Raw genomic sequence first — 26466 nt, forward strand, 5'->3', positions numbered from 1 at the left:
GTTTTTTTGTATAGAATAAAATAGGCTGAATCAGATTCAGACCAGTACTTTCACAAAAGCCGCCCGGGTACCTGCCTTACCCACCGATAAAGGATAAATAGTTGGCAGAGGTGATAAGCTCAAAGGTGGCTTCGGGGTAGGCGTTGGCAAAGGCTTTGGGTACCCGGGCCCGCTGAGTTTTCCATTTAAATTCAAAGGCTGACAACCGGCCATTTTCGTATTCAAGCCAATCTATTTCCTGCTGGTCGTAGGTACGCCAGAAAAAATATTCCGGCTGTCGCTGCGCATAGTGCAGGTACTTTATCCTTTCGCTTATCAGGTAGGTCTCCCATAGTTCGCCCACGTCTGTTCGTAAAGCCAGCGGGCGAAAGTCATTAACTACTGCATTACGTACGCCCGTATCCTGAAAGTACCAGCGGGAGGTTTTGGTTACTTCCTTTCGTAGATTACGGCTAAACCCACCCACTTTGCGGAGCACAAATACCTTTGTCAGTAAGTCCAGGTACTTTTCAACGGTATTTTTGCTGAGCTGCAACTGTTTGCCCAACTCATCCATGGATACTTCTTTTCCGGCCTGAAAAGCAATAAGTCGTAGCAGGTCTTTTACTTTATCCGTATTTCGTATTCCTTCGTAGGCAAGAATATCTTTCAGGAGGTACGCCTGGACCAGTTCCCGAAGGTACCGCTCTTTCTCTCGGGGAGTTTCTAACTGAAATAACTCTGGATAACCGCCAAAAAGAAGGCGTTCTTCCTGGTACTGAAGTACCTGAAGCGGGGTTTCGTACGCATTAAGTTCCTGCTGCGCAATTGGGTAAAGATAATGATAGAACGACCGGCCGGTTAGCGGTTCGCCCGAGCGCTGGGTCAGGTCAAAAGCCGATGATCCCGTAACCAGTACACGAATGCCGGGGATGTGATCCACGATTAATTTGAGAATCTTACCAATTTCCGGAATCGCCTGCGCTTCATCAATAACCAATAATTCAATGCCCGCCAGGATACGCTGATAATTAGCAATACTCCGCTCCGCAAGCAACAACTGTACTTGTACATCTTCTCCTTCCAGAACAAGTAAAGAATAGGGTACTTCCCGCCCGATTTTCTGGATCAGGTGCGTTTTGCCCACACGTCGGGTGCCCACCAGTACATTCACTTTACCCGGCTTAAGAGACTGTTTAAGTAAAGTCTCCACAGATCGCCTTATTTCCATAAATAAGCTAAATTCAGTCATTATATTGACGCAATTTAGCTGAAATTAGTCAACGCGTTGACAGAATTTGCATTTTAACAAAAAAACAGCCACCCCGGAAGCTCGGGGTGGCTGTATGCTTTTAACCAAACTACTTACTTGTATTAGCTTATACCAGCGGGGCCGCTTCCAGTTCTTTGGGCTCGGCTTCGGCCTGCTTGTTTTTACGGAACCACTTGTCCCGGATGCGCTCGTTGACATAGTACATACAAGGTACTATGACCAGCGTCAGTACCGTCGAGAACGTCAGACCGAAAATTATGGTCCAGGCCAGAATGTTCCAGAAGGCGGCGCTGTCGCCACCGATGACCAGGTGCGGGTCCAGGTCGCGGAAAAGGCTTACAAAATCAATGGTCAGTCCCAGCGCCAGCGGAATCAGACCCAGTACCGCCGCGGAGGCCGTTAAAAGTACCGGATTCAGACGAATAGCGCCTCCTTCGATAATGGCCTCGCGCAGGGGATAACCGCGATCCCGCAGCTCGTCGATGAACTCAATGAGCAGAATACCGTTTTTCACGACAATACCGGCCAGCGCAATAATACCTACTCCCGACATGATGACCGAGAAGGTTTTGCCGAAGGCCATAAACCCAAGCAGTACCCCGATGAGCGACAGTACAATGGTGAAGAAGATAATGAACGGCTTCACCACCGAGTTGAACTGCGTAGCCAGAATCAGGTAAATCAAGAGGATAGCCGCGCCAAACGCGCCCATCAGGAACTGCATAGACTCCTGCTGGTCTTCCTGCTCACCGCCCATCTTGATGGTATAGCCGTTGGGTACTTCCATTTCTTCCACCACGTCCTGGATCTGGGCTACGATCTCGTTGGCGTTGTAGCCGGGTAGTACGTCAGATCCCAAGGTCACGATACGCTCCTGGTTCTTCCGGTTGATCTGGCTGAACGTAGTGGAGTACCGTACGTCGGCTACGGAGGTAACAGGTACCTGCCGCAACGCGCCGCCGGAATTCATGTCGCGGTACACGATGTTCAGGCTCAGCAGCCGCTCGATCTGCTCGCGGTCGTCCTTTTTGAGCCGTACCATAATGGGGTACTCATCCTCGGCATCGCGGAATTTAGAAACTTCGGCACCGAAAAGCGCGGTACGTACGGCAAAGGCTATCTGCTGTGAGCTAATTCCTTCGCGCTGGGCTTTATCCCGGTCAATATCAATGGTGATCTCGGGCTTGTTGGTGACCAGGTCAGACCGGAGCTGGTCTATACCTTCTATACCCGACTCCTGAATCTTTTGAAACACATCTTTTTCCAGTTTCTGCAGGGTAGCAAAATCATCCCCCAGGATTTCAATGGAAATGGGCTTACCCGTGGGCGGACCATTCGCTTCGCGCTCCACGGAGATTTCCGAACCCGGAATACCCACCAGCGCTTCGCGTATTTTAATGAGGAGCGCTTCGGTAGAACGCCCCTGGCGCTCTTCATTAGGTACGAAAGCTACTGTAACCTTGGACTTATGAGGAGTAGCTGAGCGGTCAGGATTACTCGGGTCACCGGCGTTTTTACCCACGTTCGAGATCATGGAATTCACCATAGACATCGCGTCATTCTGCTCAATGACCTCAAATACCTTCTTCTCGATTACCTTGGTGACAGAGTCAGTTATGCGCGCGTCGGTACCTACCGGCATCTTGTTATATACATATACATAATCCGGCTCACCGCTGGGAAAGAAGATTACCTTGGGCTGGACAATGCCCGTCAGGAAAAAGGTAAAAATAAGCAGTACCACCATCATGGCGATAGCACCTACCGGCCGCCAGCCCTGGATCACCCAGGAAATAAGCTTGCGGTAGTTGTTCTTAAGCGACGGGAGCAGACGGTCCTGGAAAGGTACCAGAATGCGGGGCGTCAAGATGTAGTGGTTAAAGATGTACAGTCCCAGAATGAACACGAGGAAGTTACCAACGCCCCGGTCGATGAAGTACCCAACCAAGGCGGCTGCGCCCAGTACAATAACGGGTCGGCGAATGGCTTTGAAACTGGTATCGTGCCCTTCTTTTTCTTCATCATGCCGCCCCATGAATGACACGGCAAATACCGGGTTCATGACGTAGGCCACAAAGAGCGAGGCCATGAGCGTCAGGATTAGCGTCAGGGGCAGGAATTTCATAAATTCACCCACTATACCCGGCCAGAACAAGAGCGGGAAGAAGGGCGCGATGGTTGTAAGGGTACCCGAAAGTACGGGCACAAATACTTCACCGGCGGCGGCCTTTACTGCCTGTTGAATGGTCCAGTCCTTGTGCTGGTTGAAGAGGCGGTGGGTGTTCTCAATCACCACAATGGCGTCGTCCACTACCAGACCAATCCCCAGCAGGAACGCGAAAAGTACAATGGTATTGAGGGTAAAAGCAGTACCTACCATGGGGCCGATGATGGGCATCAATACTACCGCTACCAGCGCCGACAACGGTACCGACAGCCCCACGAAGATAGCGTCACGGACGCCCATAAAGAACATCAGGATCAGTACCACGAAGATGAAACCCAGTATTACGGTATTGATCAAATCATGAAGTTCGGCCCGGGTCCGCTCCGACTGATCGGCGGTGATTTTGATGTCCAGTCCCTGCGGGAAACGATTCTCCTGGTACTCATCAATAGTACTTTCGATGCGGTCAGAGGCAGTAATCAGGTTGGCTCCGGCGCGCTTGATCACGTTCAGGGTTACTACCGACTTATTATCCAGGCGGGCAAAATCCTGCTGTTCTTCGAAGCTGTCGCGAACATCGGCTACATCGCCCAGGCGCACAATGGCTCCCGTTCCCGTGCGCAGGCGCAGGTTGGCGATCTCTTCTACCTGATTGAACTCTCCTTTTACCCTGAGCGTACGGCGCACACCTTCCACGCTCAGGTCACCACCCGATACGTTTACGTTTTCGCCCTGTACGGCCGACTGAATATCAAAAAACGTAAGGCCAGCGGCCTGCATACGGGCCAAATCCACGTTGATCTGTACCTCCCGGTTCAGGGCGCCCACAATATCCACGCGGCTGATCTCGGGCATGGCCTCGATGGCGTCCTGTAGGTCTTCGGCGTACTCTTTCAGTTGCTTTAGGGAATAGTTACCGGCTATGTTGATGTTCATGATCGGGAACTCTGAGAAATTTACATCCTGGGCCGTAGGGCCGGAGTCCAGCTTCTGGGGCAGGTCCCGCTTGGCTTTGTCGATGGCATCGCGCACCCGTTGCAGGGCCACGGGTACGTCCACATCCGGGTTAAATTCAACCAGGATGACGGATACGTCCTGTAAGGCGTTGGACTTGATACGCTTTACCCCCGAGATGGACTTGAGCTGCTTCTCAATGGGTTTGTTGATGGTGTTCTCCACGTCGGCCGGGGCCGTACCGAAGTATACCGTATTGATGTAAACCTGCGGGATTTTGATGTCCGGAAACTGCTCCTTGGGCAGGTTGTTGTACACCACCAGCCCCGCCAGCGTAATAATAAACGTAAAGATGTAAATGGTGGTCCGGTTCTCTACGCACCAGTTGGTGAAGCTGAGGGACTTGTACTCATTAAATTTCATAATGTTTCCTGATTAGCTCCGAAGGGCAGGGCCTTCGGAGGCGTTGTTTTACTGTTTCACAACTGCACTTAATCCAGGTCGTGGCTACCCTTAGTAGCTGATCGCCTGTCCGTCAGCTACTTCCTGATAACCCAGCGTAATCAGTTGGTCACCAGTCTGAAGCCCTTCTACTATTTCTACCTGTCCGTTGTAGCTCAGGCCCGTTTTTACGGTTTTGGCTTTGGCTACTTTCCGGTTGCCTTCGGTAGCCGCCACGTACACCACCTGACCCTTTTCGGTACTTTGTACCAGGTTCTGGTCTATGACCAGCGCGTCTTTCTTCACCGCGTCGTTGATCTGTACCTGCGCCAGCATGTTAGGCTTGATGTCACTGCTGGAAGGCAGGTTAGCCTCAATCGTGAACGTACGGCTGAGCGGGTCAACGGTAGTACTTACAAAGGCTACCCGGGCATTGTACTTGCGGTTCAGGTCCGGAAAATTGATGATAACATCATCGCCCTTTTTAACACTTGCTACATAGGCGTCAGCGACCTTGGCCACTACTTTCAGGTTGCTCAGGTTTACAATGCGGGCAACTCCCATTCCCGGAGCGGCCATTTCACCTACCTTTACGTTGACTTTGTCCACTACGCCGGCCAGGGGAGATACTACCCGGGCCTGCGACAGTTGGGTATTCAGGGTAGACAGTCGCTTCTCGAGCGACTCTTTGTTGCTGGCGGCCTGCAGGTACTGCATTTCGGTACCTATTTTCTGATCCCACAGGTTTTTCTGCTTTTCATAAACGGTAGTAGCCAGGGACAGCTGGCTCTTTACTTCCTCAATTGACTGCCTCAAAATGCTGTCGTCTACCCGGGCCAGTACGGTACCAGCTTTTACATAATCGCCTTCCTTTACGTACACGGCCGTCAGGGCACCGCCCATCTGGGGCGTTACGAGTACGTTGTTTTTGGCATCAACAGTACCTTGTACTTCTACGTAGTGACGAAACGTGTTGTTGGCTACGGGGGTAACGGTTACGGCTTTTATACGGTTTTCGGCGGCTTTGGCCGGGTCCAGTTTCGCTAAATCGCCCTCCAGCGACTTGATCTTTTTATCCAGTTCGCGCTGCTCGGTCTTGAGCTTGGCCAGCTCTTCGCGCTTGGCTTCTACGCCTTCCTTTTTCTCGCCCCCACAGGCGGCGAACAGGAAGCTAACTGCGGCTACTATAATGATATTGCTTTTCATGAGTGTTATGACAGGCTATTTCTGTGATGTATTTTGAAAGAAGGTTTACTTAATTACCCGGGTCGGCGGTATATAGTACCCCCAGCGATTTGCTCAGGTCCACCTTGGCGATGAGCAGGTCGTAGAGGGAAGCGTAGTAGTTGGTCTGGGATTCCCGGAACGATGACTCCGCCGTAATTACCTCAATATTGGAACCTACACCTTCCTGGTACTTGATCTTGGATACCCGCACTACCTCCTGGGCCAGCTCCACGTTGCGGCGCTGTGTTTCCAGGGTTTCGAGGGCATTCCGCAGGTTTATATTGGCTTGCTTAACCTGCAGGTCAATGGACTGCTCCAGCAGATTCTGCCCCAGCCGTACCTTATCCAGGGTAATGCGGGCTTGCTGTAGCCGGTAGTGCTTAGACATTCCGTCAAAGATGGGGATCTGTACGTTGATGCCCAACAGGGAGTTATTAAACCAGCGGCTCGTAAACAGGTTGCCTAGTTCATCACGGCCGTTGTTGTGGCCGTACGTAAGTACACCCGCCACCGAGGGCAGGTACCCGCTTTTGATATTCTGTATATCCAGCTCGGCCAGCTTGCCCTGGGTGTTCAGTACCGAGTACTCAACCCGGTTGGTATAGGTAATTACCGCCTCCGAAGCCGCCTTGATTTCTGCCAGATCCAGTTCGGTAATTTTTTCTTCCAGATAAATTTTTTCGGTCAGGGGCATACCCATCTGGTACTTAAGTAGCTCGTAGCTCAGCTCAATCAGGTTTTGTACCTTCTGCCGCTCGGTCCGGAGGTTGTTGAGTTGTACTTCCAGCCGGTTTACATCAATCAGTTCCACAAAACCGCTCTGATTCAAGGCCCGGGTATCGCGCAGCAGGGTGTCAAGCCGGGTAATATTCAGTCCCAGTACTTTGGCGCGCTCTTCGGCAACCAGCGCCGAGTAGTAGGCCTTGGTCACGGCTTCGGCTACAGTTACCTTCGACTGAACTACGTTTTTCTGGGCCAGCTCACGGTAGGTCGCGGCCGCCTTCAGCCCCACCAGGTAGGAACCGTTAAAGATCATCTGGTTCAGGGTTACACCGGCATTACCAGAGTACTTCACCCCAAAGGGCACTGCTATGGGTGGAGCGTTTTCTGGAGCACTCGAGTCCAGAAATCTGGCTGGCAGAAAGACTCGCTGAATAATTAAATTATCGTTAAAGCCAAGTTGTGCGTTGATTTGTGGGAGTCCGGCGGCCCGGATTTCCCCAATACGCGCCTCCGCCGAAAGAGCATCAAGCTGGGTACTTTTTATGTTAAGATTCTTGCTTAACGCGTAGTCAATAGCCTCCTGCAACGAGTAGCCAGCCTGAGCCCATAGCGGACTTATGCTTACTAACAGCGCAAGTGCCAGTAGTCCATTTCGTAGTAGTTTTACATGTTTCATTGGATTTTTACTTCGGTTGCTGTTTGGTCTACGTATTGATTATATACTTGAAATCCTTTTTCGGTAAGCAGGCCCCGCAGGAAGTGATGCAGGAACTGAAGCTGTACATCGACCAAATTATAGCGGTCGGGCGGGAATACGGAGGTATCAAACCCCATTTCTATCTGCTCAATGTGCAGCCGGGCCAGCATATCCACGTTCAGGTCCGGCCGGTATAGCCCTTGTTCAATACCCTGTTCCAGATTTCTCCGGATGCTCTTGATAATATGCTGCTGCTTGTGGCTCTGAAACAACTCCCAGGCTTTATGGTGGTATTTTTTCAGGTCATAAAGCAGTACGGGGTTTACGTTGGTCAGGGCAGTCCGTATGTACCTGGAGGCACTTATCACCTGATCAATGGGATTGGTAGCCTCACATTCCATGCGTTCCATGTCTTCTTTTTCACAGGCCAGCTCCTGCCTGATAACCTCTTCGATTATAGCGTCTTTATCCGGAAAATGCTGATAGATAGTCTTCTTGGAGATACCTATCTCCCGGGCAATATCATCCATGGTTACACTTTTGATACCGTACTTATAAAATAACCCTACCGCTGCCTTTAGTATTCGTTCTTTCACCTATCCTCTAATTGTAATTTTTTAATGCAAAGAACTGTGGAAACTTTCAAATAATTCAGGGTTTCCATATTTTTTTTAGGTTAACATCGTTCAATTCTTCGTATTGGTTGTTTTCAAGGATAAGCGGTAAATTTCCTTTATAATTGGTATAAAATAATAATACTAAATTTTTGCACTTTTTTTATTTGTACTTTTAAGAGTTCGGACAAACATAGCCCAGCGCGTGGGTGCTGGTCAACTATAATTAGACGAAACCCTTATAATGGCTTACGAACCATGAAAAAAGCGGGACAAAGTGTAAAGGGGGGGAATGATTTATATAGTAACCGTGTTAGGATTAGACGCAGTTTTTTGGGAAATTCGCACCCTTTAACTGCTTAGTAAATCAACGAATTAACATTTTAGGCACCGTATAGAAGGATGAAAAGCTACATTGACCTGATTCAGCAGACGTTTGAGTTTCCTACCATGGAATTTAACGTGGATGATAATGAATTGCTGTTCAACAATGTACCTCTGATGGACATCATCAAGGAACATGGTACCCCCCTTAAGCTGAATTACCTTCCCAAAATCGGCGAACACATTGAAAACGCCCGGATGTTTTTCCGGAACGCTTTCAAACGCCACAATTACAAGGGAAGCTATACTTATTGCTATTGTACCAAATCGTCGCACTTCAGCTTTGTGCTGGAAGAAGCGCTCAAACATAATATTCACCTTGAAACGTCATCGTCTTTTGATGTACCCATTATCAGAGAGCTGTACCGCCGGGGTAAGGTAAACAAGTCGACTTATATACTGGCCAACGGCTACAAGCGGCCGCTGTATACCCAGTACCTGAGCGAGCTGATCAACGAAGGCTTTAACTGTATTCCGATCCTGGATAATCTAAAGGAGATCGAGTCGTACGAACAACTGGTTACGGCCGATTCGGTGAATCTGGGTATCCGGATTGCAACGGACGAAGAACCTAATTTTGCGTTCTATACGTCACGGTTGGGTATTCGCTACAACGATGTGCAGCAGCTGTATAAGGAAAAGATTGAGAATAATCCGAAGTTCAAGCTCAAAATGCTGCACTTCTTCATTAATACGGGCATCAAAGACAGCGCGTACTACTGGAGCGAGCTAACCCGCTTTATGTTTAAGTACTGCGACATGGTCAAGATTTGTCCGGATCTGGATTCGATCGACATCGGCGGCGGGTTACCTATTCAGACGTCGCTGCAGTCCAACTACGACTATCAACAAATGATTGATGAAATCGTGGAGAACATTCAGTGGATCTGTAACAAGAACAACGTACCGGTTCCGCATATTTTTACGGAGTTTGGCAGCTATACCGTGGGCGAAAGCGGCGCGGTCATTTATAAAGTCATTGACAAAAAGCTCCAGAACGACAAAGAGCTCTGGTACATGATCGACGGCTCGTTCATTACGCAGCTACCCGACTCGTGGGGGATGAATCAGAAGTATATCATGCTGCCGATCAACAACTGGGACAACCCTTACCAGAAGGTAAACCTGGGCGGACTGACGTGCGACTCGCAGGATTTTTATAATACCGAGATGCACAGCGCCGACTTGTATATGCCTATTTTTGGGGAGGACGAAACGCAGTACATCGGCTTTTTCCACACGGGTGCTTACCAGGAGTCGCTGGGAGGTTACGGCGGAATTCAGCACTGCCTGATTCCGGCCCCCAAGCACGTACTGGTAGACCGCGACGACGATGGCCGTATTACAACGCGGGTATTCGCCGACGAGCAGGACAGCGAGATTATGTTACGCATCCTGGGCTTCCGTGATGAATCCTACGTGCGCAGCGAAACCCGGAACGGCAAAGCCGACGAGGCCGATGAAAAAGAGGCCGTTGCTGAACTGGCCGCTTCAAAAAATTAAGCTGCTGGGATAACTTACATGCAGTGAAATCGTTATAAAGCAAGAGTCCGTACTGACTTACCGGTACTGACTCTGCTTTTATGGCATTAAGTTTGTTTCTTATTAATCAATAAAAGATAGATTTTACACTTTACTTCTTACGATGAAAAAGGTTTTGTTAGTAGCGGCTGTGGGAGGAATGTTGTGGATGTCGTCCTGCACCCGTAAGGCGTGTCCGGCCTATGGTACTACTCAGGTTGAGCAGAGTACTGTTAAGCACCGCGCCTAAATCTTCTCCCGCCCGACAATCAGCCGGGCTGCTTCCAGCAGATTAAGCGCCGTATAGTCACCGGCCGGGGCATCGCCTTCGGTCAGGATATGTATGGTACGCACACCGGCTTTTTTTCCTGCCTCCATATCGCGCGCCCGGTCGCCAATCATCCAGGATTGAGACGGATCAATCGTGTATTTGGCAATGGCCTTTTCCAGCATCAGTGACTCGGGTTTACGCGACAGCGAGCGGGAACTGTGCGCCGGATGGTGGGGCGCGAAATAAATAGCATCCAAAAGATTCCCACATTCTTCCTGCATACACTGGTGAATGGCGTGTACCGCCTCGTGCCCGTACATTCCTTTGGCAATACCCGCCTGATTGGTCACTACGATAAGCAGGTACCCTGCCTCTTTCAGGAGTTGAAGGCCCTCGGCCATTCCCACCGGAAACACCAGGTCCTCAAGCCGGTGCATGTAATCACCAATCTCTTCATTAAGTACCCCGTCACGGTCCAGAAATACGCACTTATTTTTAGGGTTTTGCATATTTTGCATTATTCATTCAGGCTATTGCTATTTCCTAATCCGAACTGGTGTTCCTATGGGCCAATACTTTTCCTTACCAACAGTCCACGGTAAATTTAGTTATTTAGAAGTACCAAAGGGCTTATAACCTACCACCTATGCAGTTTACTCAAATTAAGGAAACCTGCCTCTACGTAAAGGACCTGGAACAGACCCGGGCTTTTTATGAGGAGCAACTGGGGCTGGAGGTTATTTCATTCGTAGAAAACAGCCACGTATTTTTTAGGGCGGGTACTTCGGTCCTGCTGTGTTTCCTGCCCGAAGTATCCCGCGCCAAGCAGTCTCCGCCTCCGCACTACGCCGAGGGCAAGCAGCACATTGCTTTTGAAGCGCCCCAGGGACAGTATGAAACGCTGCTAAGCGCAATACAGGAACGGGATATTAACGTGTATCACCACGAAGTATGGGCACGCGGGGCCCGATCCTTTTACTTCGACGACCCCGACGGCCATGTGCTGGAGGTGGTGGAAGCCGGTATGTGGGACTAAGAGTAGTCCTACTGGCTACCGCGCCGAGTACTCCTTCACCGCTTCAATAAAGCAACGTACCTTATCGGGGTCAGTATCGGGGTATACTCCGTGGCCTAAGTTGGCAATGTAACGCTGGGTCCCGAAAAGATCCACCATCTTTTTCACCTCCGCCCTGATCTGATCATAGGTAGCGTACAGCACGCAGGGGTCCAGGTTGCCCTGTAGGGTTTTGTCAGGAATCAGCTCACGCGACTCCGCCGCGTCCATGTTCCAGTCTAACCCAACTACCTCGCAGTTCAGCGCTCCGATTTCTTTACGGGCAAAGAAAGCACCTTTGGCAAACACCGTAACAGGTACTTCGTTAATAGCGTCACAAATCTGTTTGATGTAGGGTAGCGAAAAGGTCCTGTACTGCTCCGGCGACAGGATCCCCGCCCAGGAATCGAAAATCTGGAGCAGATTAGCACCCGCCACGGCCTGCGCTTTCAGGTAGGCAATAGTACTGTCGGTAATTTTTTGTAGCAGGGCGTGCGAAAATTCCGGATCAGTATAAAGCAATTTTTTGGCAACGGAGAATGTCTTGGAGCCTTTGCCTTCGGTCATGTAGCAGAAAATGGTAAAGGGCGCTCCCGCGAAGCCTATGAGGGGTACCCGGCCGTTGAGGTCACGCTTCACAATCCGGATGGCTTCCAGCACGTAGCCCAGGTCACCCTCGGGGTCGGCTATTCGTAAAGAGTCCAGATCGGCGGAGGTACGTACGGTACGTGGGAATACGGGTCCGCGCTGCTCGACCATTTCGTAGGGCAGACCCATGCCTTCGGGTACCACCAGTATATCCGAAAAGATAATGGCCGCATCAACCCCCAGCAGGTCTACGGGCTGGATGGTAACCTCGGCGGCTAGCTCGGGCGTTGTAGCCAGTTGTATAAAACTACCCGCTTTCTCGCGGACGGCGCGGTATTCAGCCAGGATTCGGCCGGCCTGACGCATCATCCATACAGGTGTGCGCTCCACCTTTTCGCCCCGCGCCGCTCTTAGTAATAAGTCATTCTGTAAGTTCATGCTGCAAAGGTAGTCAGAAAGGGTTTGTACCCGTTCACCAATTCTTTTAATAAATTTTGTTAGATTTCCCCTCCAATTAACCCTAACCACTATGAATACCCCTTTCACTAACGAGCTGCAGAAAACCGTGCGGCGGTTTATGGAAATGCCTAAAGGGTTGCAAATGCCCATGCTTTCGTACGCTATTGGCAACGTGGTACGCTACGTAGGTACCACCGGCGTCCGTTTTGAGCTCATGACCGAGCGGGAGGTAGTAGTCGCCCTGCCCAACCGAAAGAAAGTCCAGAACCATATCAAACAGATACACGCCGGAGCCATGATTTTGCTGGCCGAAACGGCTTCGGGCATGGTAGTGGGAATGAATGTTTCGGATACCTGCGTGCCGGTCATCAAGACCATCAAGGCGGACTTCGTGAAACGCTCGCAGGGCGCTATGCGCGCTACGGCCCGCCTCACCGACGAGCAGATTCAGCTGATACGGGAAACCGAAAAAGGGGAAACTACCGTAGAGGTACACGTCGTAGACGCCGAAGGAAAAGAGCCGGTGCTGGTACAGGCCGTCTGGGCCTGGATACCCAAGCAGCGTCCGGCTAAAGAACCGGTGGAACCAACTACTACTAAGTAAGTACCTGAATCGTATCCTATATGAATGCTTTATCGTTTTTACAGAAAGGTCTGCAGTACCACAACAACAAAGTCGCTAAGGCTACGGAAGGGGTTAGTCAGGCCGAGGCTTTGTTCCGCCCCTATAGTACCGCCAACTCCCTGCTGTGGGAGGCAGGGCACCTGGCTTTCTTCCGTAATACCTGCCTGAAATTACTAAGGCCCGGTGAGCCTTTGGAAAAACTGGAAAATGAAGCGACGCTCTTTGGATTTGGCTCTACCATCCAAATTGCCGAAGTGTACCCTCCGCTGGAAAATATAGTAAGTACCTTTCTGGAACGGGGAAAGCAGATAGAGCAGCTACTGGAAGCCGTCACACCGGAACATTGGCAGAGCGAAAGTCCCATCAACTTCCCGGGAGGTTCTACTGTGGGTAGTCAAGTCGAATTTCTGCTCCTGCACGAGGGACTGCACGTAGGCGAAATGACCTATATCAGTACGTTGATCAGGAGGCTGCGGTGAAATTCTTTAAACTATTTGAGAATGATATTTATACAAAAAGCGCCGACAGAAATCAGTCGGCGCTTTTTGCGTACTAAGCTAACATCTGATTTTTTCTCATAGTGTTGTGGTTAAAATCGTAGGTCAAGTCCAATCATGTAGTTGCGGCCCGCCTGCGGGTAGTAGAAGTTCTCCTGCACCAGTCCGCCGGCGATGTACCCGTAGGTATAACCGTTGGACTCGTACTGCTCGTTCAGGACGTTATTGACCAGGGCTTTTAGTACCACCTGCTTCGCCCAGCCGGGTGTAAGCGTCCAGGTGAAGCGTACATCATTGGTCAGGTACGGGTCCAGGCGGCGGCCTTCGCTGGAGGTATTGTCCAGGTACTGCTTGCCGACGTACTTGGTCAGTAGCGCCAGTTCTACCCTTTTGGTAGGTAGGTAAGACAGCTGGCTGGCCGCGATGACGCTGGGCGAAAAAGAAATATCCGTGTTGCCGTGGCTGATGGTCTGGTACCCGCCGTTGTCATAGTCGACGATGTACTCCGTGAAGTTGGCAATTTTGTTCCGACTGAAGGTAGCATTGGCGTTCCATTTCCACTGGCTACTCAGGGCTACGGCCCCTTCCAGTTCTATGCCCGTTCGGTAGCTTTTGGGTACATTCACCCGAATCCCATTCCCCACGTCATTGACCTGTCCCGTCAGTACCAGTTGGTTTTTGTAGTCCATGAGGTAGTAGTTGGCCGAGAACGCCCAGCGGCCACGCTGCGTACGAAAGCCCGCTTCGAGGTCGCGCAGGGTTTCGGCCGTAGGGCGAATGTCGGTAGTGGCTTCGGTGAAGTCGTCGCGGTTGGGTTCGCGGTTGCCGATGCTGTACGAGGCATAGGCAGTACTGCTTTCGGACAGCTGGTAAGTGAGGCCCACCTTGGGATTGAAAAAAGTAAACTGCTCGTCAAAATCGTGCTGACGGCGCTGATTGTCGTCGCCGGCTACGGTATAATTGACGGTACGTACCTGCACATCGCCGTAGGCATTCAGCTTTTCCGTGAGCTGGTAGTACAGCTTGCCGTAGAGGTTAAAGTCGGTTTTCAGGCCGTTGTTGAAATAGTACCGGTGACGGATGTTGCCCGTGCTGGCGTAGCGCGCCCAGATTACCTCGCCGAAGTGGTCGCCGTCGTAACGGTTCCAGCCGCCTCCCAGGTTAGCCGTCAGCTTTTTGTAGCTGTTGTAGTCCAGCGAAAAGGTACTTCCGTAGAAGTAGTTGTCGAGCCAGCGGCGGCGAACCAAGTCCGTGCGGCTGATGGTTTGTCCGCCAATCACTACATCCGGCAGCTTGTAGTTCCTCAGCCGGTCATTGTCCCGAAACTGCTCATAAAAGCCCCGGCCACGCACCAGGAAACCGTTCAAGTTGAGAGTCCAGTTGTTGCTGAGCGTGTGCGAAGACACCAGCTGGTAGTGGTCCTGCTGGTAGTCATCTACCTCGTTGTCGTAGGTGTAGTAGTTGTAGGTACGGCTGTCGGAGTTAAGCAGGTTTTGCGCGTCGCGCTCATTCAGACCGTTCCGCTCAATGTACGCCAGCATGCCTTCGCGGTCGCCCCGCAGCCGCGATTCGGGCGTACCGTACCACGACTGGTAGGTATGCTCCTTACCGGAAAAGGCATTGAACCGCACGAAGCTTTTCTTGCCAAAGTACCCTCCCGACAGGTAAAAAGACTTTAAATCGGAAGAAGCCCGATCGATAAACCCATCCGAAGCCACACGCGACAGGCGGGCATCTACCGTAAATTTCCCGCTTAGCAGCCCCGTACCGGCCTTGATGGTATTACGCATCGTGTTAAAAGAACCGAAGGAGTTGCTCAGTTCCGCGTACGGCTCGGCCCGAAACTCGTTAGTATTGACATTGACCGTAGCACCGAAGGCTCCGGCTCCGTTGGTGGAAGTACCTACGCCGCGCTGAATCTGAATGCTGCTAACTGAGGAGGCAAAGTCAGGCATATTCACCCAGAACACCCCCTGGCTTTCGGGATCGTTGTAGGGGATGCCGTTGATGGTCACGTTGATGCGGGTGGCATCGGTACCCCGGATTCGAATACCCGTGTAACCTACGCCCGCGCCGGCGTCGGAGGTACTTACCAGCGAAGGCGTGAAGTTGAGCAGTACGGGTATATCCTGCCCAAAGTTCTGCTTGTTAATGGCCTCGGCCCCTACGTTGGAGTAGGCCATGCCCGTGCGTTCGTTGACGCGGGTGGCGCTGACAATCACCTCATCGGCCACAAATACGCTGCGCTTCAACCGAATTTCAACCGGAGAAGCAGCCGTAGCCAGGGGCAGCCGCACGGTTTCGTACCCCAGGTACGATACGGTAAGTACCTCCGCGCTGGCCGGGATACTGGTGAGTGTGAAGCGTCCGGCTTCGTTGGTGGTGGTACCTCGTACTTCACCGGCCCGAACGGCCGCTCCGGGTAGGGGCGTGCCGGCGTCGGCATCAAGTACCTGGCCTGATACTGTTATCTGGGCCAGGGTAGGCAGGCTCGACAATAATCCTACTGTCAGAGCCAAAAGATAGGTCGTAACTTTTCGCATCTGCGATGAATAGTTAACGAATAGGCAAGGGGCCAACCCATCCTTTGGTTATAAAATAAACTTGTGAAATAAGCTAAACCAGCCCTGGTACCAGCAGATTTTTATCTGTTGTTCCAATTGCCCGCTAAGCTTTCTCTCCCTTCGCCGGCATTACCCGGATCAGGTGCTATGGGTATGATCTCAGCCCGTTAGGTAGGGCACCCCTTATGAGATTTTGTACTGCAAAAGTAGAGGATGTTCCTGAGCAAACAACAATGCCGGGCAGAATTTGTTACCTGATAGCAGCGGTACCCCCTTTGGTATTGATAGTCGCTTACTCTGCCTGCTGTTCTTTTTCAATTAGTTACAGCGTTTGTTTTGCTTTTTAACAAAGGAAAGAACTAAATTAAAAAAATATATGTATTTACATTAAATGTATAAACATATAAATTCTCATCCCTATGAATACGCTGATTAATGGCATCCACCACGTTACCGCTTTAGCGAGTGATACCCAGCGCAACGTTGATTTTTATGTAGGTGTACTTGGCTTACGCATGGTCAAAAAAACCATTAATTTTGACGCTCCTGACGTGTACCACCTCTACTACGGCGACGAAACCGGCTCGCCGGGTTCTATCCTGACTTTTTTTCCTTACGCGGGCCTTCAGCGTGGACGTAAAGGTGGCGGCCAGCTAACCTATACCGCTTTCTCGATTCCTACGGGTGCGCTGAGTTACTGGATGGACCGGCTGGTGCAGTTTGATATCCCCTATGCTGGCCCCTACAAAAGATTCAACGAAAACTACCTGCGCTTTGAAGACTACGACGGCATGGGGGTAGAGCTGGTAGCCAACAGCGAAGACCAGCGTCCGGGTTGGAATAACGGCAAGATTCCGCAGGAGCATTCAATCCGGGGTTTTCATACGGTTACGCTGAATGAATTCAGGGTTGAGGATACCGTGTCACTACTTACCGATGTCATGCAACACACGCTGGTAGCGGAAGAAACCGGCCTTTACCGATTCCAGGCGGGCGCGGGTGGCTCGGGTTCTTACGTGGACGTGCGTTTTTCGTCCAGTGATGTGAGGGCGCTGCAGGGAGCGGGATCGGTGCATCACGTAGCCTTTTCGACCGATTCGGACGATACGCAGCTTGAAATCAGGGAAAAGCTACTATCCGAAGGCTATAACCCAACCCACGTACTGGACCGTAACTACTTCCACAGTATCTACTACCGCGAGCCGGGGGGAATCCTGTTTGAGATTGCCACCAATCCGCCGGGCTTTGCCGTAGATGAACCGGTTGCCGAACTGGGTACTACCCTGAAACTGCCCGAGTGGTACGAGCCGCGCCGCGCGCAACTCGAGGAGCAGCTTCCCAAAATTGTAGCCGAAGCCAGATAGGCAGGTACTTATCTTTTAGCTAACAGCTAAAAAACTAACTTCTAACAAGCTGCTATGACACACAATCCTGATAATATAGCTACGGCCGGCAAGCGGCTTGAAGAAGCCCAAAGGGCCATGATTATGGTGCACGGACGCGGCGCTTCCGCCCAGAGTATCCTGTCGCTGGCCGAACACATTAATGCCGATGACATGGCTTACGTGGCTCCGCAGGCTTCGCAAAGTACCTGGTACCCGTACTCCTTCCTGGCGCCAATGCCCCAGAACGAGCCTGGCCTTTCCTCCGGGCTGGAGGTAATCCGGCAACTGGTGGAGAGGCTGCATACAGAATATGCTTTTACTTACGAGAACATATACCTGCTGGGTTTTTCGCAGGGAGCCTGCCTGGCGCTGGAGTTTACGGCCCGTAATCCGCAGCGGTACGGGGGCGTGTTTGGCCTCAGCGGCGGACTTATTGGTCCCGAAGGTACCCCGCGCGACTACGCCGGTTCGCTGGAAGGTACTTCGGTTTTCCTCGGGTGCAGCGACGTGGACTCGCACATTCCCAGGGAACGGGTACTTGAGTCGGAGAAGGTACTTAAAGGCATGAAAGCGAACGTTTTAGCAAAACTTTACAAAAATTTTGGCCATTCGGTTAACGACGATGAGATAATTATTGTTAATAATGTAGTAGCAAATGCTACTTTCTAACAGTTAACCTTGTCATCTATGAGCCAATTCATGGTAGAAATCGCGCTTTCAGAGGTTATGACGGAGGAATTTACCCAAAAGATTCCCGCTCAGCGGCAAAAAGTGAACGAGATGATGGAGCAGGGAGTACTGATGTCTTACGCTCTGACCGAAGATCGCTCCAAACTCTGGTGCGTAGTAAAGGCCGATAGCGAGTACGAAGTAATGACTATCATGTCAGAGTTTCCGCTCGTTGATTATATGGACTTTATTATTTCGGAATTAATGTTTAACAATATGGTGGCGCTCCGGCTGCCGCTTTTTTCGCTGAATTAACTTCTACAATAGCTCTAGAAAGCCCTTCTGCTTTGGTCGAAGGGCTTTTTAGTAACTGATTTTTATCTTTGCCTTTTTATCACATACTACTATTCCCATGGAAAGTAATCATTTTATTCTTGCCAAATCTGATGTGGACCCCGCCCGTTCGCTGTCGGGCTGGTACATTGCTGCTGTTGACGGAAAGCAGGCTACCACACTCAAAGCCTTTTACGAACAGATAGCCCAATCGCTGGATTTTCCGGAAGAATTCAACCATAACCTCGAGTCCTTTGACGACATGATCAACGACCTGGAATGGATTGATGAGGAAAAGGTGGCGATCTATATCCGCAACTGCAACGAGTGGCTCTCCCGCGAGAAAGCCGACGACCGGCTCCTGACCATCATTGACCTGCTGGACGCCACCGCCGAAGACTGGAAGTGGATGGACGAGGAAGAAGAAAGTGAGGTAGCCCGTAAGGAGTTGAAAATAATCCTGGAAGACACCCCCCGCATACGTACCTTGCTCGAAGAGCAGGAAATCCCCTTCGGTACTTTGAGCTAACGCGCGTCTCTGAGCAGAGCGCGCCGCCACTGTAGGTACCCCATAGCAGCCAGGGCCAGAAATACCGCGTAGAGCACCGCCGTCAGGTGCAGGTCTTTGTAGAAGTACATGCCTACGTAGCATACATCGGCGGCAATCCATACCAGCCAGTTCTCGAGGTACTTGCGGGCCATCATCCACTGCCCGATCAGGCTGGCGGCCGTCAGGGCCGAGTCCATATAGCTGAGGCTGGCGTCGGTGTAGCGGTTCAGCAGGTACCCCCACAGTACCGTTGCGGCTATAAAAACAGCCGCAAACACACCGTATAGCCGCCGGGGCGTGAGCGTCACGGGTAGCTCCTGCCGGTTTTTTCCGCCGTAAAGCCACATCCACCAGCCATAAATGCTCGTAAAGAAGTAGTACCCCTGCAGCCCCATGTCCGCGTAGAGCCTCACCTGCCAGAACACCGCGGCATAAAGTACCGCATTGATTATCCCAAAAAACCAGCCCAGTACATTCTGTTGCGTGTTAAGGTACACGCAAACCGCCCCGGTCAGGAAACCCAGTATTTCGAGCGGAGTTGTGGCCAGGCCCGCCAGGGAAAGGGTTTGATTGAGCCAGTCAAACATCTGTTGATTTGTCTGTTAAATTTGCGTTGTGGTTCAGCAAGAGTGCAACAAAAGTAAAAAAAGCATTGTTACTCTACTGCCGATGGGAAAAAACGCCCGTCGGCTTTTCGCGTTTTTGTTTTAAGATGTAAAAAGGCAGGAGTAGTATTCCTTTCGCTTAATCTCCTGCGGTTTTATTACCCTATTCTCATTTAGTACTTTGGAAGTAAAAGATTTCATAACCCTATACAGCGGAGATAGCTACGTACAGCTGCTGGCGAATCAGATTGAATCAAACGCTCCCGCCGACACGCACGTACAGATTAAGGGGCTCATTGGTAGCCTGGATGCTATAGTGGCGGCTACCCTTCACCGTCGGTACCCCCGCCCGGCGCTGTACGTCCTCAGCGACCGCGAAGAAGCCGCTTATTTTCAGAACGACCTGCAAAACCTGCTGGGAAAAGAGGAGGTACTTTTTTATCCTACTTCTTACAAGCGCCCCTACCAGTATGAAGAGGTAGACAACGCCAACGTACTTATGCGGGCCGAAATCCTGAACAAGCTTAACGTAGCCAAGGCTGGCCCTTTGCAGATTGTTACCTACCCCGAAGCCTTATTCGAAAAAGTAATCAATAAGCGTTCGCTGCTGGCTAATACCTTTTCGGTAAAGGTAGGCGAAAAGCTCGACCCGGCCTTCCTGACCGAATTCCTGAATGGCTACGACTTCGAGATTACTGACTTTGTATTTGAGCCGGGTCAGTTTTCGGTGCGCGGGGGTATTCTGGACGTTTTCTCTTTTGCCAGCGAGTACCCCTACCGGATCGAACTGTTCGGGGACGAGGTGGAAAGCTTACGCTCTTTTGATCCGGATACCCAGCTTTCGGTGGAGTCGGTCAATCAGATCAATATTATTCCGGATATTCAGCAAAAGCTCACCCTGGAAACCCGGGAGCCCTTTCTGGATTTTCTGCCGGATAGTGCTGTCCTTTGGTTTAAGGATACTGAATTGACGCTTGAGGTAATAGAAAACTGTTTTGAAAAAGCCGAGCTGGCGCTTACCGTAGCTACGGGCGGTGGGGTACAAATTGTATCTAACCCGCAGGCTCTGTACGAAACCCGCCGCGGTTTCCTGAACCACATCAAGCAGTTCAAAACCGTGGAGTTTGGGCGTCGATTCTACTTTAAGAGCGATAACCGGATTCAATATTCAGCCCGGCCGCAGCCTTCTTTCAACAAGGATTTCAAGCGGCTGATTGAAGACCTTTCCGAGAATCAATCGAAGAGTTTTGTCAATATCATTGCCGCCGAGCAGCCCAAGCAACTCGACCGCTTAGAACGTATCTTTGAAGATCTGGACCCTTACGTGAAGTTCCGGCCCCTGACTATTTCCCTGCGCGAGGGCTTCGTGGACGAACACCTTAAGGTAGCCTGCTATACCGACCACCAGATATTTGCCCGTTTTCATAAGTACCGTATCAAGGAGAAGTTCAGTAAGTCCAAAGCCCTTACGCTCAAAGAACTTCGTACGCTGCAGCCCGGCGACTTCGTTACCCACGTTGACTACGGCATCGGGCGCTTTGCGGGTATGGAAAAAGTAGACGTAGGCGGCAAGGAACAGGAAGCGATCCGCCTTATTTACCGCGACAACGACCTGCTGTACGTGAGTGTACACAACCTGCACAAGATCGCTAAGTACACCGGTAAGGAAGGTACTCCGCCTATCATGAGCAAGCTGGGCTCCGGTGACTGGGAAAACAAGAAATCGCGCGTTAAAAAACAGCTCAAAGACATCGCGCACGAGCTGATAGCCCTGTACGCCAAGCGGCGCGAAGCGCAGGGCTTTGCCTACGCCAACGACAACTACATGCAGGCCGAGCTGGAGTCTTCTTTTATTTATGAAGATACCCCCGACCAGGCCAAAGCCACCAATGATGTCAAAGATGACATGGAAAAGCCGTACCCTATGGACCGGCTGGTGTGCGGTGATGTAGGCTTTGGAAAAACCGAAATTGCCATTCGGGCCGCCTTTAAGGCAGTGTGCGACAGCAAGCAGGTAGCCGTGCTGGTACCTACCACCATTCTGGCCATGCAGCATTACAAAACCTTTGCCGAACGCCTGGCCGACTTTCCGGCCCGGGTTGGGTACATCAACCGTTTTAAATCGGCTAAGGACATCAAGGAAACGCTTAAGCAGGTAGAGGAAGGCCGAATTGACATCCTGATTGGTACGCACCGTATTCTTAACAAGGATATAAAGTTTAAAGACCTCGGTCTGCTCGTTGTGGACGAAGAGCAGAAGTTTGGGGTAAAGGCCAAGGAGCGCCTCAAGGAAATGCGGGTGAATGTGGATGTACTTACGCTCACCGCCACGCCCATTCCCCGGACGCTTCACTTCTCGCTCATGGGTGCCCGCGACCTGTCGGTAATAGCTACACCGCCGCCTAACCGCCAGCCGGTTACCACCGAAGTACATGTATTCAACGAAGTGTTTATCCGGGATGCCATCAGCTACGAGGTTGACCGCGGCGGCCAGGTATTCTTTGTTCATAACCGGGTCAATGACATTGAGTCAATTGCCAATATTATTCTGCGGCTGGTACCGGAGGCGCGCATTGGGGTAGCGCACGGACAGATGGAGGGTGACCAGCTCGAGCGGGTCATGATGCGCTTCATTGAAGGCGAGTACGACATACTGGTATCTACCAATATCATCGAGTCGGGTATTGATATTCCTAATGCCAATACCATTATTATCAACTCGGCGCACATGTTCGGGCTGTCGGACCTGCACCAGATGCGCGGCCGCGTAGGGCGCTCCAACCGCAAAGCCTTCTGCTACCTGCTTACGCCGCCAATCTCGGTCCTTTCCAACGATTCCCGGAAGCGCCTGCAGACCCTGGAAGAGTTTTCTGAATTAGGAGACGGCTTCAAGGTAGCCATGCGTGACTTGGACATCCGGGGCGCGGGTAACCTGCTGGGGGCCGAGCAGAGTGGCTTTGTCAATGACCTGGGCTATGAGATGTACCACAAGATTCTTGATGAAACAGTCAAAGAACTGAAAGAAACCGAATTCAAGGACCTGTTTGCCACCGCGCTGGGCGTACCTCAAGACCTGCTGCCCGACTGCCAGATCGAAACGGACTTTGCGGTACTTATTCCTGAGCATTATGTAAAGAATATTTCGGAAAGACTCTCGTTATATACTCGACTTGACAATACCAGGAACGACGAAGAACTAACTGCCTTTGAAGCCGAAATCATTGACCGTTTTGGGCCAATGCCGAGGGAAGTTCAGGACCTTCTGAAAACGGTTCGTCTGCGATGGGAAGCCGAAAGTCTTCATTTTGAAAAATTAACGCTGAAAAACAATACCATGAAAGGCTACTTCGTTTCATCCCAGAACGACAACTTCTATCAGTCGGCCAAGTTTGGCAAAATAATTGATTACATTCAGCAGTACCCGAAGCAGAGTTCGTTAAAAGATGTCAAAGGAAAGCTGATCCTTACCTGTTACGAGGTGAAAAACCTGGATCAGGCACATCAGCTTCTGCGGGAAATGAGTAGTTAAATCTTTTTTGGTGAATAGTTGAAGCTGTCATCTATATTTGTTGTTCGTAAACACTTGAAAAATACCTATAATTTTATAAAAGCCACATTTAAAGCAATGACTTGCATGCGTAGTATTGGTATCCGGTCGCTGGCGTTAGTACTTACAGTTTTGGCAGTAGCCAGTTCTTGTAAGAAAAAAGAGCCAACTAGTCTAAAGCCTGGCAAAACCAGTTCAAAAACTGGTCTTGACTATAACGGAGAGGATGGTTTTCAGGTAAAGCAGTACAAAGCTTTACCCGCTGGTCCTGATCTTGTGTTCATTGAAGGAGGTCGGTTTACGATGGGGTCGCTGGAGGAGGATGTAATGAACACCCGCGATAACCTCGAGCGTACCGTTAGTATTCAGTCATTCTATATGGACGAAAGTGAGGTAGCGAATGTACACTACCTCGAGTACCTCGACGCCGTTCAGCGTGACTCATCCGAGGAATTTTATCGTAAAGCTCTTCCTGATACCGCCGTTTGGTACAATCCGCTTTCCTTTAATGATTCGTACGTAACTATGTACCTGCGTCACCCGGGCTTCCGTTTGTATCCGGTAGTAGGCGTAACCTGGGTACAGGCCAATGACTACTGCGCATGGCGTTCCAACGTTGTAAACCAGTCTATGGCCAGCCAGGGTACTTCCATTGATGGCAAGAAAAAAGGATTCTCTTTTGGTAAGAAGAAAGAAGCAGATGCCCAGGCCGAAGCCGTCGCTTCCTCTGACCCTGCCCAACTTTCAGTTGAGAGTGGTTACGTGCTGCCTCCCTACCGCCTTCCAACTGAGGCCGAGTGGGAATATGCCGCCAAAGGGATGATAGGTACCCAATATGCCGACGAAAACCAGTCTAACCAGCGTATATACCCATGGGATGGTTCTACCATGCGGAACTCGCAGCGTGGACGTAAGCAGGGACAAATGCTGGCTAACTTCAAACGTGGTAAAGGTGACTACGCCGGTATCGCGGGCCGCTCTAACGACGGAGCTATCATTACACAGGAGCTGCGCTCTTACCCTGCCAATGACTATGGTCTGTACGACATGGCTGGTAACGTGAACGAATGGGTGTATGACGTGTACCGTCCCCTGTCGTACATGGACTTTGCCGACCTGAACTCCCTGCGTCGTGATGGCTACCAGGATGAAGAGAAGAACTACGATACCAAGAATAACAACTCCCTGGTAAGCGACCGCCTGCGCGTATACAAAGGTGGTTCCTGGTCCGATGTAGCCTACTGGCTGTCTCCGGGTACCCGTCGTTTCATGGACCAGGACTCAGCTACCGCTACGGTAGGCTTCCGTTGCGCCATGATCGCTACCGGACGTAATAAGTAAATACCAGTATAGCAATAGCCGCTATGAAATAGCCGCCGCTCAGGTTTGAGCGGCGGCTATTGTCATTATATAGATAGTGCAGTCTAATCCTTTCATGGCTTCAACGCAGGCATCCAGGGTAGCTCCGGTTGTAAGTACGTCATCAACCAGTATAATTCTCTTGCCGGCAATGGCTTCCCTTTTGTTTATCCTGAATACCCCGCTCATATTTTCGTAGCGCTCAGACCGGCTTTTGCCCGTTTGCGTTTTAGTATAGCGCATACGAGCCAGTACCGTTCCCGACCAGAGTATACCCGTAGCCTCCGAAAGCCCTTCCGCAAAAGCATCGCTTTGGTTGTACCCCCGTTCCTTCTGCCTGCGCGGGTGCAGCGGCACACTTATAATCAGGTCGGCCGTCGGTACCAGGTTTTGGTCCTTCAATTCCTGACCGTACATATTACCCAACAGTTTCCCCACATCCTGACTACCCTTGTACTTTAGGGCGTACAAAAGCTCCTGTACCTTCCCCTTTTTAGTAAATATCAGGTAAGAAAAAGCCCCCTGTACTTCCGGATGTATCATAAACTTATTTTTCACCGACAAGTCAACAACGCTGTCTGACGCCAGACGGGGCAGCGTTATCCGGCAGGAAGTACATATAATCTCCTCCGTTCCTACCAGTGCTTTGTGACAGGCTTCGCAGCAGCGGGGAAATAAAAGGTCTACAAAATCAAGCCAATACCGGGATAGGTTTATCATCTGTAAACTCTTTAATTTGTTCAGTCGTTAGGGAAATACTGTTTAATCAATTAAGCTATGTTAATAATACAATCTGACCAGCATGAACCTCGTAGAAGATTTTAATGATTACCGCAGCCGGATGAATAATAAGATTATGGACTCCGATAACCTTATTCTGAAACGACTCTTTAATCTGGATACCAATTGTTATGCGCCCGGGGAGGTAGACCAGGTCACCAAAGAAATGATCGGATTAGCCTGTTCGATGGTATTGCGCTGTGACGACTGCGTCAAGTACCATTTAGGTAAATGTAAAGAATTAGGAGTGACCGACCAGCAGGTACAGGAAGTATTTTCCATTGCTACCCTGATAGGAGGTACCATTGTCATACCTCATTTGCGCCGTGCCTTTGAGTACTGGGAGGCTCTGTCATCAGCAGAATCAATTTCATAATGGAAACAGAACAGCCACTTGATGTCCAGTGGGAACAACTCCTGGACTCCATCGGAAGTACCGTCGGCAAACGCCCCGTCGACCTCAATAGCGTCCTGTTCCTGATTGGTGTCCAGGAACTGGGGCAGGGAGCCAAACATTTCTCGAAAGAACAAAAGCAGGACCTCATGCATATCGGTATCTGTAAGATCCTGAGCTTGTCGGGCTACTATGAATTTGAAGGCCGAGACGCTGACGGATGGCCGCATTGGCGGCTACTGACTCCCTTGCCCGCCGGAGATCTGCTGACGCAGGAGCTCCTATTAAAAATTCACGTGCTAGAGTACTTCAAAGAGGAAGCGTCCTGAAAAACCACTTAAAAATTTCGAAAGGTCCTCGAACTAAACTTTGACTTGGTAACGTTACTTTCCTGTACACAGCAAAGGCCCTTTCTTCTTAGTAGCGGGGGCCTTTGCCATGACAGAAAAGCCCCCGCTAAAAATTTTTAGGGGCCGGCACTCCGGGGCAGATGACCTGCTGTTGTTTATCAGGCTCGGTCTTGGCAAATTAAGTAGAAGCTTCTCAGCCAGTTAATAAAAATCTAAAAAAATAGTTGGTAAAACCCTTGCAGAAAGGGTAGACGATCTACTACCTTTGCCCTTCCCAACCACGGGAAAAGCAGCCCCGGCAGACGGCTGGGCAGGGGCCACAAAGAAGGCCCAGGTAGTGAAGCTAAAAGTTCTTCCTAATCAGGAACTAAACCAGACCGCGCCGGCGTTAAGACTAAGCGCCCGATCAGGTAAAGCGACCTTTCTTAGGTCCCACTTCCCCCCAAAGAGAGAGCA

The 26466-nt window shown here is 50.7% G+C and carries 23 protein-coding genes and 1 riboswitch; of the genes, 13 read left to right on the forward strand and 10 right to left on the reverse strand.

Features of this window, described 5'->3' with window-relative positions:
• Positions 1–76 precede the first annotated feature (76 nt).
• The 5 genes from VGN67_RS04065 to VGN67_RS04085 form a co-directional block, all read right to left on the reverse strand.
• On the reverse strand, positions 77–1210 hold the full coding sequence (locus VGN67_RS04065) for an ATP-binding protein (protein ID WP_327485492.1): 1134 nt from the start codon (positions 1208–1210) through the stop codon (positions 77–79).
• 148 nt (positions 1211–1358) lie between these two features.
• Positions 1359–4796, reverse strand: coding sequence for an efflux RND transporter permease subunit (locus VGN67_RS04070; RefSeq protein WP_327485493.1), 3438 nt, complete (start codon positions 4794–4796; stop codon positions 1359–1361).
• 90 nt (positions 4797–4886) lie between these two features.
• Positions 4887–6020: an efflux RND transporter periplasmic adaptor subunit gene (locus tag VGN67_RS04075; protein WP_327485494.1), complete on the reverse strand. Its 1134-nt coding sequence runs from the start codon at positions 6018–6020 to the stop codon at positions 4887–4889.
• A gap of 49 nt (positions 6021–6069) precedes the next feature.
• The gene (locus VGN67_RS04080) at positions 6070–7440 is read right to left on the reverse strand and encodes a TolC family protein (protein WP_327485495.1); all 1371 of its coding nucleotides are present in this window, start codon (positions 7438–7440) and stop codon (positions 6070–6072) included.
• Positions 7437–8057, reverse strand: coding sequence for a TetR/AcrR family transcriptional regulator (locus VGN67_RS04085; RefSeq protein ID WP_327485496.1), 621 nt, complete (start codon positions 8055–8057; stop codon positions 7437–7439). Before VGN67_RS04085 ends, VGN67_RS04080 begins: the two co-directional genes overlap by 4 nt.
• A gap of 420 nt (positions 8058–8477) precedes the next feature.
• Between VGN67_RS04085 and VGN67_RS04090 the strand changes: the two genes are divergently transcribed.
• Together VGN67_RS04090 and VGN67_RS04095 are read left to right on the forward strand one after the other, a co-directional pair.
• Positions 8478–9962, forward strand: coding sequence for an arginine decarboxylase (locus VGN67_RS04090; RefSeq protein ID WP_327485497.1), 1485 nt, complete (start codon positions 8478–8480; stop codon positions 9960–9962).
• 142 nt (positions 9963–10104) lie between these two features.
• Complete coding sequence (locus VGN67_RS04095) at positions 10105–10230, forward strand: hypothetical protein (RefSeq protein ID WP_327485498.1); 126 nt, start codon at positions 10105–10107, stop codon at positions 10228–10230.
• Here the strand turns inward: VGN67_RS04095 and VGN67_RS04100 are convergent.
• Positions 10227–10760 carry an HAD family hydrolase gene (locus VGN67_RS04100; protein ID WP_327485499.1) on the reverse strand — a complete coding sequence of 178 codons (534 nt, stop codon included), beginning with the start codon at positions 10758–10760 and terminating at the stop codon, positions 10227–10229. The genes VGN67_RS04095 and VGN67_RS04100 overlap by 4 nt on opposite strands.
• Before the next feature lie 137 nt (positions 10761–10897).
• On the opposite strand from VGN67_RS04100, the gene VGN67_RS04105 reads away from it, so the two are divergent.
• Positions 10898–11287 carry a VOC family protein gene (locus VGN67_RS04105; RefSeq protein ID WP_327485500.1) on the forward strand — a complete coding sequence of 130 codons (390 nt, stop codon included), beginning with the start codon at positions 10898–10900 and terminating at the stop codon, positions 11285–11287.
• 15 nt (positions 11288–11302) lie between these two features.
• Here the strand turns inward: VGN67_RS04105 and hemE are convergent, their stop codons facing one another.
• Entirely contained in the window at positions 11303–12331 is a 1029-nt protein-coding gene (gene hemE, locus VGN67_RS04110; protein ID WP_327485501.1) for a uroporphyrinogen decarboxylase, read from the reverse strand.
• A 91-nt stretch (positions 12332–12422) separates the two neighbouring features.
• Here hemE and VGN67_RS04115 point away from each other — a divergent pair, with 91 nt between their 5' ends.
• Both VGN67_RS04115 and VGN67_RS04120 read left to right on the forward strand, forming a co-directional pair.
• Positions 12423–12956 carry a DUF4442 domain-containing protein gene (locus tag VGN67_RS04115; protein WP_327485502.1) on the forward strand — a complete coding sequence of 178 codons (534 nt, stop codon included), beginning with the start codon at positions 12423–12425 and terminating at the stop codon, positions 12954–12956.
• A gap of 20 nt (positions 12957–12976) precedes the next feature.
• Entirely contained in the window at positions 12977–13456 is a 480-nt protein-coding gene (locus VGN67_RS04120; protein WP_327485503.1) for a DinB family protein, read from the forward strand.
• 110 nt (positions 13457–13566) lie between these two features.
• Here the strand turns inward: VGN67_RS04120 and VGN67_RS04125 are convergent, their stop codons facing one another.
• Positions 13567–16017 carry a TonB-dependent receptor gene (locus tag VGN67_RS04125; RefSeq protein WP_327485504.1) on the reverse strand — a complete coding sequence of 817 codons (2451 nt, stop codon included), beginning with the start codon at positions 16015–16017 and terminating at the stop codon, positions 13567–13569.
• Positions 16018–16136: 119 nt separating this feature from the next.
• A riboswitch (TPP riboswitch) is annotated at positions 16137–16232 on the reverse strand.
• A 225-nt stretch (positions 16233–16457) separates the two neighbouring features.
• Here VGN67_RS04125 and VGN67_RS04130 point away from each other — a divergent pair.
• The 4 genes from VGN67_RS04130 (at position 16458) to VGN67_RS04145 (ending at position 18954) form a co-directional block, all read left to right on the forward strand.
• Positions 16458–17402: a ring-cleaving dioxygenase gene (locus tag VGN67_RS04130; RefSeq protein ID WP_327485505.1), complete on the forward strand. Its 945-nt coding sequence runs from the start codon at positions 16458–16460 to the stop codon at positions 17400–17402.
• A 54-nt stretch (positions 17403–17456) separates the two neighbouring features.
• Complete coding sequence (locus VGN67_RS04135; RefSeq protein WP_327485506.1) at positions 17457–18092, forward strand: phospholipase; 636 nt, start codon at positions 17457–17459, stop codon at positions 18090–18092.
• Between the two features lie 18 nt (positions 18093–18110).
• Positions 18111–18407: a muconolactone Delta-isomerase family protein gene (locus VGN67_RS04140; protein ID WP_327485507.1), complete on the forward strand. Its 297-nt coding sequence runs from the start codon at positions 18111–18113 to the stop codon at positions 18405–18407.
• Positions 18408–18504: 97 nt separating this feature from the next.
• Entirely contained in the window at positions 18505–18954 is a 450-nt protein-coding gene (locus VGN67_RS04145) for a barstar family protein (protein ID WP_327485509.1), read from the forward strand.
• Here VGN67_RS04145 and pnuC read toward each other — a convergent pair.
• Entirely contained in the window at positions 18951–19562 is a 612-nt protein-coding gene (pnuC, locus tag VGN67_RS04150; RefSeq protein WP_327485510.1) for a nicotinamide riboside transporter PnuC, read from the reverse strand. The genes VGN67_RS04145 and pnuC overlap by 4 nt on opposite strands.
• A 199-nt stretch (positions 19563–19761) precedes the next feature.
• Here pnuC and mfd point away from each other — a divergent pair, with 199 nt between their 5' ends.
• Positions 19762–23109, forward strand: coding sequence for a transcription-repair coupling factor (gene mfd / locus VGN67_RS04155; RefSeq protein WP_327485511.1), 3348 nt, complete (start codon positions 19762–19764; stop codon positions 23107–23109).
• Positions 23110–23214: 105 nt separating this feature from the next.
• Positions 23215–24468 (forward strand): SUMF1/EgtB/PvdO family nonheme iron enzyme, encoded by a 1254-nt coding sequence (locus tag VGN67_RS04160; protein WP_327485512.1) that lies wholly within the window; start codon positions 23215–23217, stop codon positions 24466–24468.
• Between the two features lie 39 nt (positions 24469–24507).
• On the opposite strand, the gene VGN67_RS04165 is transcribed toward VGN67_RS04160, so the two are convergent.
• Positions 24508–25206 (reverse strand): ComF family protein, encoded by a 699-nt coding sequence (locus VGN67_RS04165; RefSeq protein WP_327485513.1) that lies wholly within the window; start codon positions 25204–25206, stop codon positions 24508–24510.
• 82 nt (positions 25207–25288) lie between these two features.
• Here VGN67_RS04165 and VGN67_RS04170 point away from each other — a divergent pair, with 82 nt between their 5' ends.
• Positions 25289–25642, forward strand: coding sequence for a carboxymuconolactone decarboxylase family protein (locus VGN67_RS04170; protein ID WP_327485514.1), 354 nt, complete (start codon positions 25289–25291; stop codon positions 25640–25642).
• Entirely contained in the window at positions 25642–25989 is a 348-nt protein-coding gene (locus VGN67_RS04175) for a hypothetical protein (RefSeq protein WP_327485515.1), read from the forward strand. Before VGN67_RS04170 ends, VGN67_RS04175 begins: the two co-directional genes overlap by 1 nt.
• The last annotated feature ends 477 nt before the right edge of the window (positions 25990–26466 follow it).

Source organism: Telluribacter sp. (genome assembly GCF_035998675.1).
Classification (GTDB): domain Bacteria; phylum Bacteroidota; class Bacteroidia; order Cytophagales; family Spirosomataceae; genus Telluribacter.